At 61.2% G+C, this 15,959-nt stretch carries 7 protein-coding genes and 9 pseudogenes; 6 read left to right on the forward strand and 10 right to left on the reverse strand.

The annotated features are described in order from the left end of the window. Positions 1–170 precede the first annotated feature (170 nt). Both ACFLEY_RS47895 and ACFLEY_RS47900 read left to right on the forward strand, forming a co-directional pair. Complete coding sequence (locus ACFLEY_RS47895) at positions 171–1,466, forward strand: hypothetical protein (protein WP_129557669.1); 1,296 nt, start codon at positions 171–173, stop codon at positions 1,464–1,466. 350 nt (positions 1,467–1,816) lie between these two features. Then, positions 1,817–3,736: a recombinase family protein gene (locus ACFLEY_RS47900; protein ID WP_232674882.1), complete on the forward strand. Its 1,920-nt coding sequence runs from the start codon at positions 1,817–1,819 to the stop codon at positions 3,734–3,736. Positions 3,737–3,742: 6 nt separating this feature from the next. Here the strand turns inward: ACFLEY_RS47900 and ACFLEY_RS47905 are convergent. The 7 genes and pseudogenes from ACFLEY_RS47905 to ACFLEY_RS47935 all read right to left on the reverse strand — a co-directional run. After that, a pseudogene (locus ACFLEY_RS47905) lies at positions 3,743–3,883 on the reverse strand (ATP-binding protein); the annotation flags it as partial. Between the two features lie 255 nt (positions 3,884–4,138). Further along, a pseudogene (locus ACFLEY_RS47910) lies at positions 4,139–5,160 on the reverse strand (IS110 family transposase). Between the two features lie 199 nt (positions 5,161–5,359). After that, positions 5,360–6,223, reverse strand: coding sequence for an IS21-like element helper ATPase IstB (gene istB, locus ACFLEY_RS47915; RefSeq protein ID WP_038952122.1), 864 nt, complete (start codon positions 6,221–6,223; stop codon positions 5,360–5,362). Continuing rightward, positions 6,132–7,593: pseudogene (gene istA / locus ACFLEY_RS47920) on the reverse strand (IS21 family transposase); the annotation flags it as partial. The pseudogene istA and the gene istB, both read right to left, overlap by 92 nt. Before the next feature lie 131 nt (positions 7,594–7,724). Beyond that, positions 7,725–8,854 (reverse strand): IS3-like element ISRj2 family transposase gene (locus ACFLEY_RS47925; RefSeq protein WP_086023025.1). Its coding sequence is split into 2 segments (ribosomal slippage): positions 7,725–8,602 and positions 8,602–8,854, totalling 1,131 coding nucleotides; the frame shifts between segments, so codons are not numbered across the junction. A gap of 85 nt (positions 8,855–8,939) precedes the next feature. Beyond that, positions 8,940–9,089 (reverse strand): annotated as a pseudogene (locus ACFLEY_RS47930) (IS21 family transposase); the annotation flags it as partial. A 170-nt stretch (positions 9,090–9,259) separates the two neighbouring features. Beyond that, positions 9,260–9,871 (reverse strand): annotated as a pseudogene (locus ACFLEY_RS47935) (sigma factor-like helix-turn-helix DNA-binding protein); the annotation flags it as partial. Between the two features lie 369 nt (positions 9,872–10,240). Here ACFLEY_RS47935 and ACFLEY_RS47940 point away from each other — a divergent pair. Then, positions 10,241–11,587 (forward strand): hypothetical protein, encoded by a 1,347-nt coding sequence (locus ACFLEY_RS47940; protein ID WP_060913148.1) that lies wholly within the window; start codon positions 10,241–10,243, stop codon positions 11,585–11,587. A gap of 168 nt (positions 11,588–11,755) precedes the next feature. Here ACFLEY_RS47940 and ACFLEY_RS47945 read toward each other — a convergent pair. The 3 genes and pseudogenes from ACFLEY_RS47945 to ACFLEY_RS47955 form a co-directional block, all read right to left on the reverse strand. Beyond that, positions 11,756–12,058: pseudogene (locus ACFLEY_RS47945) on the reverse strand (hypothetical protein); the annotation flags it as partial. A gap of 75 nt (positions 12,059–12,133) precedes the next feature. Further along, on the reverse strand, positions 12,134–12,499 hold the full coding sequence (locus ACFLEY_RS47950) for a transposase (RefSeq protein WP_038945974.1): 366 nt from the start codon (positions 12,497–12,499) through the stop codon (positions 12,134–12,136). A gap of 7 nt (positions 12,500–12,506) precedes the next feature. Next, positions 12,507–12,795, reverse strand: a pseudogene (locus tag ACFLEY_RS47955) (reverse transcriptase domain-containing protein); the annotation flags it as partial. On the opposite strand from ACFLEY_RS47955, the pseudogene ACFLEY_RS47960 reads away from it, so the two are divergent. The 3 genes and pseudogenes from ACFLEY_RS47960 to ACFLEY_RS47970 all read left to right on the forward strand — a co-directional run bounded on the left by ACFLEY_RS47960 (position 12,767) and on the right by ACFLEY_RS47970 (position 15,946). Continuing rightward, positions 12,767–13,554, forward strand: a pseudogene (locus ACFLEY_RS47960) (IS66 family transposase). The pseudogenes ACFLEY_RS47955 and ACFLEY_RS47960 overlap by 29 nt on opposite strands. A 114-nt stretch (positions 13,555–13,668) precedes the next feature. Next, positions 13,669–14,727 (forward strand): annotated as a pseudogene (locus ACFLEY_RS47965) (IS256 family transposase); the annotation flags it as partial. An 89-nt stretch (positions 14,728–14,816) separates the two neighbouring features. Next, positions 14,817–15,946, forward strand: a protein-coding gene (locus ACFLEY_RS47970) for an IS3-like element ISRj2 family transposase (RefSeq protein WP_129557681.1) whose coding sequence is annotated in 2 segments (ribosomal slippage) — positions 14,817–15,069 and positions 15,069–15,946 — 1,131 coding nt in all. Because the reading frame shifts where the segments join, the coding sequence is not laid out codon by codon here. Positions 15,947–15,959: the final 13 nt, after the last annotated feature.

Raw genomic sequence — 15,959 nt, forward strand, 5'->3', positions numbered from 1 at the left:
GGACGTCGCGGCAGAGCACCCTCATTGGCCATCTGCCATTGCTGAGTGAGGGCTTGCGACAAGCGCCAGCTAGACAGTCGATAGAACCCCCATCAGCAGCGTCGATATCGTTGCCGTAACGTGACATCGCCGCCGGTGCAACGCACAAGTCGCGACACTAGGTCTTACCCATGCACCACATCCGCCCAACTCGACCTCTCTCTCACTACACTGCGCCAGTTAAAAACGAGCCAGACGAAACTTCTTGTGATGCTACAACCTCGTCATCGGTTGATCGGTCTCAGGCACCACCGTTCCCAGCTCTGAATACAGGCGGCGGACAATCTGAACTCGAGCGTCTTGAGAGAGTAGAGTTCATCTATCCCGCGGATATTGCAAATAAAGGCGATGCTCACAGATTGGCCTTGAAACAGGCATTCGCAGCAAGACAACTTCTGTATCATCCGGGAGACGTGCTTCGACAGGAAATCGCTAAAGCAGCAGGCAAGCTCGTCCGCATTGTGATGAAATTGACAGATGTTGAATTAAGCGCATTGTCGACGCGTTTAGTATCATCGGGTTGTCTGCTTGCAGACAAATCGCCGAACGTATTAATTGAGATCCTCGATCGATTGGTTGATGATGCGCGATACGAAGTAAGCCGTGCAAGCGCAACAGACCGAACGGCCTTTATTTCCTTCTTAGGCGATCTCGGAGCTTTCTATGTTGATTCTAAGAAGAGCAGTGGACCATTTCCATTGTCTGCAGAGCAGAAGCAAGCACTTCTTGGTAGGTTGTCAGACTTAATTGCTGAAGAAAAACTCACCGCGATCTCCGATGCAGTACTAAAGCGAGTAGCAAAGGTCTCCGCGGGTACGGGAGTCGTGGGGCCGAAGAAGAAGGAGGAAAGGAAGAAAATAGACGCCTCTTCGATACGAAGTGGGCTCTACGACCTCGGCGGGGAAATTGACGAAAAGCTTTGCGTGCCTGAACATATGCGAATTCCTCCGATCACTTGGAGACCGATGCATATCAAAGCAACACGGCTCTTGAACGTCCAGGAGCCCCTCGTTGGCCATATGTCGGGCTCCCCTGCTGAAGTATTGATGATGTGGGATATGCTGTGTGGTCGTGCCGAGGGCTTATACACTGCGGCCCTTGATGCGCATCGGAATGCGATCAATGCAGGCCTTGGCTCTGCGGAACCAAAGGATCATTTTAGTGCAGAAGAATGGGTAGCACGGCTCGCCCGTCTTGCCGGCGCTTGCGCGATGCAGATCGGTGTAGGTTATCACAGCGCGGTAGAAGTTGTTGAAAGCGCGCTCAAATATACTGGGCAAGACGTGCGAAGCGTGCTTGCCGATCCGGCCACAGAGGATGCTACTCGTTTGCTCGGAGCAGGTGCCGCAACGGATCTCCTTACGGAGCTTTTCGAAACTCAAACAAAGTCAACTTTGCGCCGCTCAAATGTGAGGGAGGCGACATGACTGACCAGCGCCGCCGAATTTTCCTCCGGCGGTCGGCGCAAAAAGACCCGTCAACTATTAACGCTGATTGTTGGAGACGTCTAGCCCGTCTTATTCGCGAGAGGGCGCCTGAGAGGCTGGCGAGCGTGGTGTAAAGCGCTGATGCGGCGTAGGATTCGGTTGTGAAGCCAACCCCATCACCTCAACCGCGAACGCCACGCCCGCCATGACCGACGATACGATTCCGCCCTTCTCGTTTCCAGGGTACTGTCCAGAATCTTTCGCACTTTTGATCAGGCGACGGCTCCGGTTTCAGAGAGTTGTGGCTGATAGAGCGGTCGCATGTTCATGTAGCATTTGGTCGCGTCCAGGTGATTGACGAGGACCTGGGCAAATCCGGTGCTGGCGGTGTGGATCGTCATGGTTTCCAGAAGCTCATTGCCGAGATCGGCCTTGGCAACGCCGGCCTTGTGGTGAGTCTCGACGCTTCTCGCTTGGCCCGCAATAACCGGGACTGGCATCAGCTTCTCGAACTGTGCTCGGTGTTCGGCGTGGTCATTGCGGATGGCGAACGGCTTTACGACCCGCGCGCCTACCACGACCGCCTGCTGTTGGGCTTGTCCGGCATCATGAGCGAGGCGGAGTTACATCAGCTTCGAATGCGGCTTCACCAAGGGGAACGCCAGAAGGCGGCGCGGGGCGAACTGCGACTGCCCCTGCCAGCCGGGCTCGCCTATGATCGAACGGGCACAATTATTCTCAATCCCGATGAGGAGGTGCAGGCCCGTTTTCATCTCGTGTTTGCCAAATTCCGGGAACTGCAAAGCGCTCGCCGTGTGATGCGTTACCTGGACAGGAATGGATTGTCCTTGCCGGTTCGGCCGCTGCTTGGACCATCTCCACACGAGGTCGTCTGGCGTGCGCCAGATAGTGCACGCGTCCTTAATATCCTTCAGAATCCGGCCTATGCTGGGGCCTATGTTTATGGCCGCCGGCAAAAGGATCCGAGCCGATGCCGGCCGGGATCGCTGACGGGAACGGTCAAGGTGGCGATCGCGGATTGGGCGGTTTGCCTCCACGCCGCTCACCCAGGCTATATCAGCTGGGAGGAGTTCATGGCCAACCAGGGGCGACTGGCAGATAACGTCTGCCGCTATGAGGCAGGACACTCTGGCGTACCGCGCAAGGGGGCAGCCTTGTTACAAGGAATTGCGGTCTGCGGTCGTTGTGGACGGCGCATGAGCATGCGCTACACGGGCCCGCATGCCGACTATCCGGTCTATTGCTGCCGCTCGGATCGGGACCAGCAAGGCAGTGCATTATGTCAGGAAGTCCGGGCCTTGGCGGTTGACGCGCTGGTTGAGCGGATAGTCCTCGATGCCCTGGTGCCGGATCAGATTGAGATCGCACTCGCAACCGCGGGCCAACTGGAGCAGGAGAACCGTCAGCTCGAGCGCCAGTGGGCGCTTCGCGTGGAGCGCGCCCGCTACGAGGCCGAGCGCGCTCGGCGTCAGTATGACGCCGTAGAGCCCGAGAACCGTCTTGTGGCGCGCTCACTTGAGCGGGCTTGGGAAGACAAGCTGCGTGTCGTCGAGGCGGTCGAGCAGCAGCATGCGCGTTGGCGCGCGCAAGAGCCGCTTCTGATTGGCCCGACGGAACGCGCAGGGCTACAAGCGCTCGGCGAGAACCTGCCGCGGATTTGGAACGCGGCCACCACGTCGGCAGCCGATCGCAAGCGTATTCTGCGATTTGTGATCCGCGAAGTCGTTCTTGATCAGAAGCGGACCCGAGGTCAGGTGTGGTTCAAGATCGTCTGGCAGACCGGCGCAACCAGTGAGCATCACGTGCAACGGCGCGTTCAGGCCTACCGCAACTACATCGACATTGATCGGTTGCGGCAACGGATCGTCGAGTTGAACGCTGAACACAAGATGGATGGCGAGATCGCGGCAATACTCAATCAGGAAGGCTTCGTCGCGGCCCGAGGCTGCGCCTTCAAGGGCGAGAATGTCTGGCTGTTGCGGACCCGCTGGAGCATTCCTACCGTCAAAATCAACGGCGTGGACAAGAATCCGATGCGCTGGCCCGATGGGAGCTTCTCAATTCAGGGGGCAGCTGCCGAGCTCTGTGTAACTCCGCAAACGGTGTTCGATTATCTCGCGCGCGGAATGCTGACAGGTCGCCAATTAACCAAAGGCCAGCCTTGGCAGATCGAGCTCTCAGACGAACAAATGAGTCAGCTTCGCAACCGGGTACGACGCACCAAGCGTTCGAAGAAGGAGGCATCATGAAGTCATCGGCTCGCCGATCAGCGCGTGCCATTGATCGACGGGGAGCTGGCTGGTGACGATGGTGGAGCGGTGGCCGTAGCGGTCCTCGAGGATCTCCAGGAGGTCGTGGCGGGCCGCGGCGTCGAGCGGCTCGAGGCCCCAGTCGTCTGATGGCAAGCACAATTTGGCACTTCGAACGACTTGGACGGCTGCGATCGTATGTCCGGCCTTTAGCGCGGATCATATCTCCGCTGGCCCTGATGAAGTCCGACAACCAGGGGGTCACATCAAGGATGCGAGCTTTAAAGCTCACACGACTGGTCGGGTTTTCCTGGTTTTCGGTGGCGACCGTTGTCTTTCATCATGCCTTTCTTGCACTTACCAAGCTTATAACTCTTCGATTCGGATGCGGCTGGCCGACACTCAAGGTTTGGCGAACATCTCGGTGCGGAAGCATTCTCCGGTTTTCATCATTGCCCAGATGATCCGAGCAAGCTTGTTGGCGAGGGCGACGGTCACAAGCCGCGCCGGCTTTTTAGCCAAAAGCCCGACAATCCAGTCGCGCAAGCCGCCGCGGCGTTTTTCCACAACGTTTAGAAGCGATGTTGCTCCGAGAACGAGTAGCTTCCTTATATATCGATTACCCGCCTTGGTGATGGTTCCGAGAGTTGGTTTACCCCCGCTCGAAATTTGCCTGGGCGTCAGACCCAGCCAGGCAGCAAAATCCCGTCCCGAATGGAATACGCTTGGGTCTGGTACACTGGCTGTAATTACCGAGGCAACAAGCTTGCCAACGCCGGGAATTTCTTCGAGCGAACGGCTCGTCTCGCTGAGCGCGTGAGCCTTGGCGACTCGCTCTCCAAATCATCGAGCGCGCTTCCGAGCGCATCAATTTGCTGACCGAGAACCTTCGCGGCCAAGACAGCAGCGTCGGGAAGAGTCGCGTCGCCTTCTGCGAGGCCTAAAAGCTCGTCGACGCGGCCGCTGCCCTTGGCGACGACAAGACCGAATTCGGCCAAGTGGCCGCGTAGAGCGTTCACGCTCATCGTTCGCTGTTTGACCAGCAGCTCGCGTGTCTTGTGCAACATCAGGGTCGCTTGCTGATCAGCGCTCTTGATCGGCACAAAACGCATGGCAGGACGCGAGACCGCTTCACAGATGGCTTCCGCATCGACGGCATCGTTCTTACCTCGTTTGACATAGGGCTTTGTGTAGGCCGGCGGCATCAGAGAAACATCGTGTCCCATGGCCTTCAGTTCGCGCGCCCAATAGTGCGCTGAACCGCAAGCCTCCATGCCAATGCGGCACGGCTCGATCTTCAAGAAGAACTCGCGCATCGTCCGGCGCGTCAGCTTGCGCTTTACGGCTGGTGCATCCTCACTAGACAGCGCATGAATCTGAAAATAGTTCTTGGCGAGATCAACGCCTATTCTGATAAACTTCATCTCGGACGGTCTCCCTTCTTTGTGGCGCTCTGGCGACCACGCCTTGGCACTATGATGCCGTTGAGTGAGGCCGTCCACACCATCAAGGATGAGGAGATCGACGCGGCCGAGCGCGCGCAGCAGACGCGGGTGGCGGCCGTCGCCGCGCGCCAAAGCGAGATCACTGAACAGTCGCGGGACACGCTGATAGAGCACGGTGTCAATCGGCGTTTGACTGGGACCCCCTATCGGCCTCCAAAAGGGACCCCTTTGATCGGCGTGCTCTGCTGGTAGCGCTCGGGTCGTCGGAGCTGGTCGGGGTTGCGGAGACGGCGCGAGCGCGGGTTGTTTGAACATCGTCGCGGCTTTTGAATCGCCAGCTGTCGTTGCCGGTCTCGACGATGTCGCAGTGATGGGTCAATCGGTCGAGTAGCGCGGTGGTCATTTTGGCATCGCCGAACACGCTCGGCCATTCGCCGAACGCAAGATTTGTGGTGACAATGACTGAGGTGCGCTCGTAGAGCCGACTGATGAGATGGAACAAGAGCTGACCGCCGGATTGCGCGAACGGCAGATAGCCCAGCTCGTCGAGGACGATGAAGTCCATGCGGGTCAGATGCTCGGCGAGCCGTCCCTGCCGACCGTTGCGGGTTTCGGTCTCGAGCCGGTTGACGAGGTCGACGACGTTGTAGAAGCGTCCTCTAGCGCCATTGCGGATGCAACTTCTGGCGACGGCAATGGCCAGGTGTGTTTTGCCTGTACCGGTGCCGCCAACCAGCACGACGTTGCGTTGTTGGGCGATGAAGCCGCCGTCAGCGAGATCATTGACGAGAGTCTGATTGATCGGCGTGCCGTCGAACTGGAAGTCGGCGATGTCCTTGGCGAGCGGCAGCTTGGCAATGGTTAGCTGGTATTTGATCGACCTGGCTTGCTTCTCGTTGATCTCGGCGTTGAGCAGGTCGCCGACAATGCGCTGAGGTTCGTGCTGGCGCTTAACGGCAGTTGCCATGATCTCGTCGAAGGCAGCCTTCATGCCGTAGAGCTTGAGTTCGCCCATGAGGTCGAAGATTTGGGTTCGTTCCATCAGATGGTCCTCCGGAGGTTGTCGTAGCGGGCACAATCGGCGATCGGTGCATGACGGAGCGTCAGTGCGGCCGGCGTCATGATGTTGGCCGGTGAGGCGGGTTCACGTTGACGGGCCAGGATATTGAGAACGACATCGGCGGAATGAACGCCATGAGCGACCGCCTCGGCGCAGGCGGCTTCCACCGCGGGCAATCCGTCTGTCAGCACCGCATTGAGGATGTCGACCATCTGTCGATTGCCATCGTCGGCACCGGCGAGTTTGCGCCGTACACGCTCAATCGCTGCGGGCAGCACCCAGTCCTTGAAGGGAGCGCCATTACGCAAGGCACCGGGCTTGCGCACCAGCACGGGCACATAGTGCCAAGGGTCGTAGACCGTCTCGCCGCGACCGAATGATCGCGGGTGCTCGGCAACGATACGTCCATCCTGACGGATCACGATGCGATCGGCATAGGCTTGAACCTCGACCGGTCGTCCGACTGCGCTGGCTGCGACCGAGTACTTGTTGTTGTCGAAGCGCACCAGGCAGGTCTTCGAGACCGATGCCGTCACCGCATGGAAGCCGTCGAAGCGGCCGGCATAGGGAACGAGTTTGGGGCGTTCGGCTTCGAACACGTCCCAGATCGTCTGATCGGTCAGCTCCGGATGGCGATGAGCCTTGGCGTAGGCGATGCATTTGTCGAGCAGCCAGGCGTTTAACTCGTCGAGGGTTTTGAACCGCAGCCGCGGCGTGAAGAAGCGTTCCCGGACCAGCCCGACCTGGTTCTCGACTTGCCCCTTCTCCCAGCCCGACGCTGGCGTACAGGCGACCGGATCGACCAGATAGTGGCTGCACATCTGCAGGAAGCGGCGATTGTAGAGACGGCCTTTACCGACAAAGATCGTCTCCACCGCGGTCTTCATGTTGTCGTAGATGCCGCGGGTGCAGGTGCCTTTGAACAAGGCGAATGCCCGGTCGTGGGCGTCGAACACCATCTCCTGCGTCTCCCGCGGATAGGCCCGCACGAACAGCATGCGGCTGTGACAGAGCCGGACATGAGCAGCCTTCACCATCACCGTGGTGCCGCTCAGCAGGACGACCTCGTGGCTCCAGTCGAACTGGTAGGCTTCGCCGGGTGCAAAGCTCAGCGGCACATAAGCCGACGCTGTCGAGGTGCCGCGTTCCTTGCTCCACCGTCGTGCGTATCGACGAACCGCATCATAGCCGCCGGCATAACCCAGGCCGCGAAGCTCCTCGAATAGCCGGATCAGCGTCAGCCGTTCCCGCGCCGCCTTGCTCTCATTCCCTGCCAGCAACCGATCAAGCTCGGCACTCCAGGCACCCATCTTCGGGAGCGGCTGCGTCTCGCGCTCAGAGCTGGCCCCGGTTGTTTGGACAGCGCCCCGCTGGATTTAAGTGGATTCCTGCCGGGTTATGCTGAACGCGGGGCTTTACGGTTTTGTCGTTGCGTCGGGAGGGCGTAGCCCGACCAGAGCGACGACAAAACCGTCGGCGACGGTCATGCGGCCATCACCATAGCTTGCGTGCCGAAGTAAGCCTCGTCGGGCGTGCGCCCGTCAAGGCTCGAGTGAGGGCGTCCCTGATTGTAGAAGGCCAGATACTTGGCAATTGACGCTCGCGCCTCGGACACGCTGTCGTAGGCGCGGAGATAAACTTCTTCGTATTTGACCGTGCGCCAGAGCCGCTCGACAAACACGTTGTCGCGCCAGGCGCCCTTGCCGTCCATGCTGATGGCGATCTTCGCGTCCAGCAGCACATCGGTGAACTCGAGGCTGGTGAACTGGCTGCCCTGATCCGTGTTGAAAATCTCGGGCCTGCCGTGCTTCGCCAACGCCTCCTGGACCGCTTCGACGCAGAAGGCCGCCTCCATTGTGATCGAGACGCGATGGGCCAGGACCCGTCGGCTGAACACATCGACGACCGCCGCGAGATAGACGAAGCCACGCCGCATCGGAATGTAGGTGATGTCCATTGCCCACGCATGGTCGGGCCGCTCGATCTTCAATCCGCGCAACAGGTACGGGTAGATCTTGTGACCCGGAGCCGGCTTGCTCGTGTTCGGGCGACGATAGACCGCCTCGATCCCCATGCGCTTCATCAGCGTCGCGATGTGGCGGCGACCGGCGTATACGCCCTCCCGCCGCAGCAACGATCGCAGCATACGCGCTCCCGCGAAGGGATAATCGAGATGCAGCTCATCGAGCCGACGCATCAAGGCAAGGTCCTCGGCCGAAACTGGCCGAGGTTCATAGTAGACCGTGCTGCGAGCCAGCTTCAGGACCTTCGCCTGGCGCACGATAGAAAGATCATGACCGCGGTCGATCATCGCTTTGCGCTCAGCAGGCCCGCCTTGGTGAGCGCGCCGGACAAAAAATCGTTTTCCAACGCCAGCTCGCCGATCTTGGCATGTAACGCCTTCAAATCGACCGGCGTCTCGGCCGATGTCTTGTCATGCCCAAACACGCCGGCGGCGCCTTCCAGGAGCTGGTTTTTCCAGATCGTGATCTGGTTCGGATGAACATCAAACAGTTGCGCCAGCTCCGCCAGTGTCTTGTCGCCTTTGACCGCAGCCAAAGCAACCTTCGCCTTGAATGCCGGAGAATGCGTCCGGCGGCTCTTCTTCGTCATCTTCGCTCCTGATTCGCAGCAAGAATCCTCGCCGCTGTCAGGCAGAAAATCCACTCAAGCTACTGTCCGAATTTGCGGGGCCAGCTCTCTCGTACCGGAACTCCGTCGCTTGAGAACGAATGACCTTGCGAACCACCTTCCGCGATACGCCAAGTTCTCGGCAGATCGCCTTGATCGGACGACCATCAACAAAGTAGGCGCGACGGATCTTACCAATCGTCTCCACCACCAGCATCCCAACCTCGGCTTCCATGACTCGATGGAAGCCACTGTGGACCCTTATCCCGGGGTCCCGATTGGATGCCGATCACCCCGAAAACGGGGTCCTTATTCCATGCCGAAACACAGGAGAGCTCGAGAGCGGCAATACACAGGAAATTACGGTGATCGCGATTGGCAGCTCCCCATTACCGTGAACAAGTTGACGTGGGCCCGGATCCAGTCGGCCAAGCTCTCGCTGGGGCAGGCCTCGGCGTAGGTGTAGTTCGAAGCGCCCATCGCCGCGACGAACAGCTTCATCGGCTGCACTTCCCCGGTCAGGGGATCGACGATGTCGATGGTGTCGCCGGCGAAATCCACGAACACCTTCTCGCCGCCCAGATGAATCTGCCGCATCGAAGGTCGGACCCGCCCCTTCCAGGCCTCGTAGGTAGTGCAGAACCACGTGTACCCGAAACCGTCGGGATTAACGGCGCGATACTCCTCCCAGAGCAGGCGACGGGTTACGTTGCGCCGGCGGAGCTCCTTATCGATGTAGCTCCAGTCGGGCACCGGCCGCTGCGGGCTCTGAGACGCTGGTCGTGGGGCCGGGAAAAGCAAAAGCTCCAGGTCTTCATCGGTCATTCCCTCCGGAAGCGGCCAGCTCAACCCAGCAGAGCGGGCGCGGCTCAGGTAGCTGTGCACAACGCCGTTGCTGACGCCCACGCTCCGCGCGATGGCCCGCTCTGGCAGGCCTTGAAAATGTTTTAACCGAAGGACTTCCTTGATCCGGCGCATCGACAATCTCTGGGTAGGCATTGGACTTCCTCGTTAACCACGAGGTCATCCCTAAGCCGGTTGAGTTGTCGGCCGAAGCGCTGCAAGGCTCCGAAAGCCTTGCTCACGATCCCGCGAAATCGTTGCTCACGATCGTCTGAAATCTCTGCTCACGATCCCCTGAAATCCGCGCTCACGATCCCGCGAAACGCGCACCCATCGGAAACATCCCCCCGGGCCGAAGCCGAGCAACGCTACTATGACATGCTGAAACAATCGGCCATGGCGGCATAACTTAAACCAAATGGCCTCCGGCAAACCCGGGGGGGGCAGAATCCGAGATAGCTCATTCCGACTGTCAATCGGACTCTACGGATCGTCTCACCTCCTCGGCAACAGTGCTGCGAAGGCTTGGGCCCGATCCGCGGGCGTGGCAAGGCCGTCGGCGATGACGACGAGGCGCTGCTGGAGTTCGGGCGCAAGCCCTGCCAGGCCCACGCCGAGAGCGTGCAGAGCCGCGGCGCGGTGCGCGGGCTCGTCAAGCTGCTCGGCGATGACGACGAGGCGCTGCTGGAGCGCGGGCGCAAGCCCTGCCAGGCCCGCGCCGAGGCCTGCCAGAGCCCCGGCGCGGTCCCAGGGCTCGTCAAGCTGCTCGGCGATGACGACGAGGCGCTGCTGGAGCGCGGGCGCAAGCCCTGCCAGGCCCGCGCCGAGGCCTGCCAGAGCCCCGGCGCGGTCCCAGGGCTCGTCAAGCTGCTCGGCGATGACGACGAGGCGCTGCTGGAGCGCGGGCGCAAGCCCTGCCAGGCCCGCGCCGAGGCCCTGCAGAGCCCAGACGCGGTGCGCGGGCATGTCAAGCTGCTCGGCGATGACGACGAGGCGCTCCTGGAGCTCGGGCGGAAGCCCTGCCACGCCCACGCCGAGGCCCGCCACAGCCCGGGCGCGGTCCAAGGGCTCGTCAAGCTGCTCGGCGATGACGACGAGGCGCTGCTGGAGCGCGGGCGCAAGCCCTGCCACGCCCACGCCGAGAGCGTGCAGAGCCGCGGCGCGGTACGCGGGCTCGTCAAGCTGCTCGGCGATGACGACGAGGCGCTCCTGGAGCTCGGGCGCAAGCCCTACCAGGCCCGCGCCGAGCCCCTCCAGCGCCGAGACGCGGTACGCGGGCTCGTCAAGCTGCTCGGCGATGACGACGAGGCGCTCCTGGAGCGCGGGCGCAAGCCCTGCCACGCCCGCGCCGAGGCCCTCCAGAGCCCAGCCGCGGTGCGCGGACATGTCAAGCTGCTCGGCGATGACGACGAGGCGCCCCTGGAGCTCGGGCGCAAGCCCTGCCAGACCCACGCCGAGACCCTCCAGGCGATCTGCGGGCTCGTCAAGCTGCTCGGCGATGACGACGAGGCGCTCCTGGAGCGCGGGCGCAAGCCCTGCCATGCCCGGGCCGAGGCTCTGCAGAGCCGAGGCGCGGTGCGCGGGCTCGTCAAGCTGCTCGGCGATGACGACGAGGCGCTGCTGGAGCGCGGGCGCAAGCCCTGCCATGCCCGGGCCGAGGCTCTGCAGAGCCGAGGCGCGGTGCGCGGGCTCGTCAAGCTGCTCGGCGATGACGACGAGGCGCTCCTGGAGCTCGGGCGCAAGCTCTGCCATGCCCACGGCGAGACCCTCCAGGGCCAAGACGCGGTCCGTGGGCGCGGCAAGCTGCTCGGCGAGGACGACGAGACCCTCCTGCTGCGCCCCGATCAGGCAATCGAAGTTCAGCGCAAGTGATCGGATCACGTGGGGATTTAGCAGCGCATCCACGCCGCCGAAGGGAGGCATCGTCAACCTGCGCCAGACGAACTGAACCTGGATAGCTCTCTGGCGCCGTCCGTGAACCTCCGCAGATAGCTGGGCGGCATCACGCAATCGGCTACTTGTTTGCGACACACTCACCAGATCGATCGGCCTGAGCTTCTTGGCCACCATGTCGAACACGTCCAGCGGTAGATGGACTAAGTCCGGCGGTAGTCTGGTTAAGTCAGGCCTACCAAGGTCACCGATGATGCGCGGGTTGTTGCTAGAGGAGGGAGCGCCGTCCTCTTGAGGCTCAGCGCGCGTCTGCTCCACGACAAAACAGGATGATTGGTCGGCTCGTTCAAGGCCAACAGCCGGCCCCGGATCGTCCGCGCCACCAGCTTCGTGGGTGTGAAAACCGGAGATAGTTCCTTTGCCAAGCCCATCAATGCCTCTCATCACCATCTCTTACAGACATCGAAGCGGTCACGACCGCCGAATTGGACGTATTCCTCTCCTCCGTGCGTGCCAGATAGAAGTTCATGACCTCCAAAACAAATAGCCGTTCATTATGGAGCAATATTTCATGACTATGCCAACAGAAGTCGCAGATTCGTCGGATCGAGACATGTCCCTCGGCACTTGAAACTGCGCCACCCGACTATGCTTGGATCTGGCTGACGGAGCCGACCTGAGCTTTTGCTGTAGCACGTCATAGACCGGATGCAGATGCAACTCGCTCGCCCGGATCACCCAGTTGCCCAGCGTCCCGCGGCTGATGCTGACGTCGGCGCGGCCTAGCGCGTCCGCCACACGGTACAGCGGCGTGCCGTCGACGTATTTGTTGGCGAGCACCAGCGCCAGCGTCGATGGCGTGGCGACGCTAAGCGCCGGAGCGATTGGCATCTTTGCAATACACGATCTTGGTCTTTTCCGGATGCAGCGGTAGTCCGCATTCCGCAAACCTAGCTTCCAGCGCCCTACACAAGCCACGCGCCTCCGCTTCGGCAATGGCCGATGGCATCATCAGCATATCGTTCAAATGGGACACCCCGATATTCTCGGCTCATCCACAAACCGAACGCATAATGAAGAAAGAGATTCGCCAACAGCGGGCTGATGACGGCCCCCTGCGCAGTTCCTCTTGTGCGCTTGACTAAGCTTTCATCCGGCATGCTCGCGGGCGCTTCCAGCCACCTTTGCATTTACCGTCAGGCCGAGATCTATGTGCGTCAGGGAATCCGGCTTGATCGGGCGACACTGGGCAACTGGTCCGGCCGCGCCTGCTTCCATCTTCAACCGATCGCGGACCACATGCGCCGCCGCCTGGCCATGGCGGATCGCCTGTTCATGGACGAAACCACGGCGCCGGTGCTCGATCCCGGGCGCGGCCAAACCAAGAAAGGCTACTTCTGGGCGGTTGTCTCCGATGACCGCGGCCACAGCGGCCCAAGTCCGCCGATCGTGCTGTTCCGATATGCCCCCGTCGCAGCGGTGCCTTCGGTGAGAAGTTCCTGGATGGCTTCAGCGGACGCTTCCTGCAATGCGATGCCTATGAGGGTTATGGACCTGACCGAAGTCGCTCGACGGCAAGGGCCATGGAGGCTCGTGCATTGCTGGAGTCACTGCGCCGACGCTTTTTCAAGTTGGCCCGCAATAGCAAATCGCCGATCGCCGAGGCCGCCGTTCGGCACATCGAACAGCTTTCCGCCATCGAAGCCATGGTGCGCGGCTCGTCGCCGGACATCCGGTTGGTCGCGCGCAAGGAGCACTCGCTGCTCATGGTAGCCGCGTTGGTTCGAGAAACAGCTGTCAATGATCTCCAGCGGTTCGACGTTCTCCTTCTTCAACTCCCGCAGCAGCCTGGATATGCGGTGCGGCTCCAGGCCGTGTTCAATCTCGTCAATGAGAGCCACCGACGCCTTTGCTCTGGCGTAATCCTGCAGCGCGGCGGTGAATAGGCGCGACGAACCGACGCGAGCTATGGCGGAATCTGGGTGATGACGGTGTGAGGAAGGCGGCGTATCGAGGCGGGTGACGAGCCTGCCAGAACCTCTCGAGGAGAGCGATACGCCATGACCGAGACTACCAATGTTCTTGCTTTCCGTCAGCCGTCCGCGGTTGATGATCCACTGACCGATATCGTTCGTGCCGGCGCGCGGGACCTGCTTGCCAGGGCGATCGAGATCGAGGTTGGCGCGTTTCTGGCCAGCACGGCCAATCTGACGCTGCCCGACGGTCGAGCGCGCCTGGTCCGACATGGGCACGGTCCGGTGCGCGAGATTGCGACCGGCATCGGTCCGGTGGAGGTCGCTCGTCCCAAGGTCCGCGACCGCGGAGCGAGCGGGCCAGGCGACCGCCTCCGCTTCAGTTCGGCAATCCTGCCGCTATGGGCGCGGCGGACGAAGAGCCTGGATGCCTTGATCCCGGTCCTCTATTTGCGCGGCATCTCGACCGGCGACTTCCAGGAGGCGCTCTCGGCGCTGCTCGGCAAGGATGCGCCGAACCTGTCGCCTTCGGTGATCGCCGGCCTGAAGGCCGATTGGCAGGTCGAGTACGAACGCTGGCAGAGACGCGATCTGTCGGCGCGTCGCTATGTCTACATCTGGGCCGATGGCGTGTACCTGCAGGCCCGCATGGAAGATCACAGCGAATGCATGCTGGTGCTGATTGGCACCACGCCGGAAGGCAAGAAGGAGCTGATCGGCTTCCAGGTCGGCGTGCGCGAGAGCGCGCAGAGCTGGCGCGAACTCCTGATCGACCTGCGGCAACGCGGGTTACGGATTGCCCCGCAACTCGCCATCGGCGACGGCGCCCTCGGCTTCTGGAAGGCACTGGACGAGGCCTTTCCCGGCACGCGGCACCAACGATGCTGGTGCCATAAAGTGAGCAACGTACTCGACAAGGTCGCCAAATCCGTGCAGGGCCCCATGAAGAACGACCTGCGGAACATCTATCTGGCCCCACACCGGGCCGAAGCTGAAACCGCGATCGACGTCTTCGTCGAGAAATACCACGTCAAATACGGACGTGCGGTGGAGTGCCTGATCAAGGATCGCCATGCGCTGCTCGCCTTCTTCGACTTCCCTGCTGAGCACTGGATCCACCTACGCAGCTCGAACCCGATCGAGAGCGAGAGCTGGCCCCGCAAATTCGGACAGTAGCTTGAGTGGATTTTCTGCCTGACAGCGGCGAGGATTCTTGCTGCGAATCAGGAGCGAAGATGACGAAGAAGAGCCGCCGGACGCATTCTCCGGCATTCAAGGCGAAGGTTGCTTTGGCTGCGGTCAAAGGCGACAAGACACTGGCGGAGCTGGCGCAGCTGTTTGATGTTCATCCGAACCAGATCACGATCTGGAAAAACCAGCTCCTGGAAGGCGCCGCCGGCGTGTTTGGGCATGACAAGACATCGGCCGAGACGCCGGTCGATTTGAAGGCGTTACATGCCAAGCTCGGCGAGCTGGCGTTGGAAAACGATTTTTTGTCCGGCGCGCTCACCAAGGCGGGCCTGCTGAGCGCAAAGCGATGATCGACCGCGATCATGATCTTTCTATCGTGCGCCAGGCGAAGGTCCTGAAGCTGGCTCGCAGCACGGTCTACTATGAACCTCGGCCAGTTTCGGCCGAGGACCTTGCCTTGATGCGTCGGCTCGATGAGCTGCATCTCGATTATCCCTTCGCGGGAGCGCGTATGCTGCGATCGTTGCTGCGGCGGGAGGGCGTATACGCCGGTCGCCGCCACATCGCGACGCTGATGAAGCGCATGGGGATCGAGGCGGTCTATCGTCGCCCGAACACGAGCAAGCCGGCTCCGGGTCACAAGATCTACCCGTACCTGTTGCGCGGATTGAAGATCGAGCGGCCCGACCATGCGTGGGCAATGGACATCACCTACATTCCGATGCGGCGTGGCTTCGTCTATCTCGCGGCGGTCGTCGATGTGTTCAGCCGACGGGTCCTGGCCCATCGCGTCTCGATCACAATGGAGGCGGCCTTCTGCGTCGAAGCGGTCCAGGAGGCGTTGGCGAAGCACGGCAGGCCCGAGATTTTCAACACGGATCAGGGCAGCCAGTTCACCAGCCTCGAGTTCACCGATGTGCTGCTGGACGCGAAGATCGCCATCAGCATGGACGGCAAGGGCGCCTGGCGCGACAACGTGTTTGTCGAGCGGCTCTGGCGCACGGTCAAATACGAAGAAGTTTATCTCCGCGCCTACGACAGCGTGTCCGAGGCGCGAGCGTCAATTGCCAAGTATCTGGCCTTCTACAATCAGGGACGCCCTCACTCGAGCCTTGACGGGCGCACGCCCGACGAGGCTTACTTCGGCACGCAAGCTATGGTGATGGCCGCATGACCGTCGCCGACGG

The sequence above is a fragment of the Bradyrhizobium sp. YCK136 genome (genome assembly GCF_044570075.1).
GTDB lineage: Bacteria > Pseudomonadota > Alphaproteobacteria > Rhizobiales > Xanthobacteraceae > Bradyrhizobium > Bradyrhizobium diazoefficiens.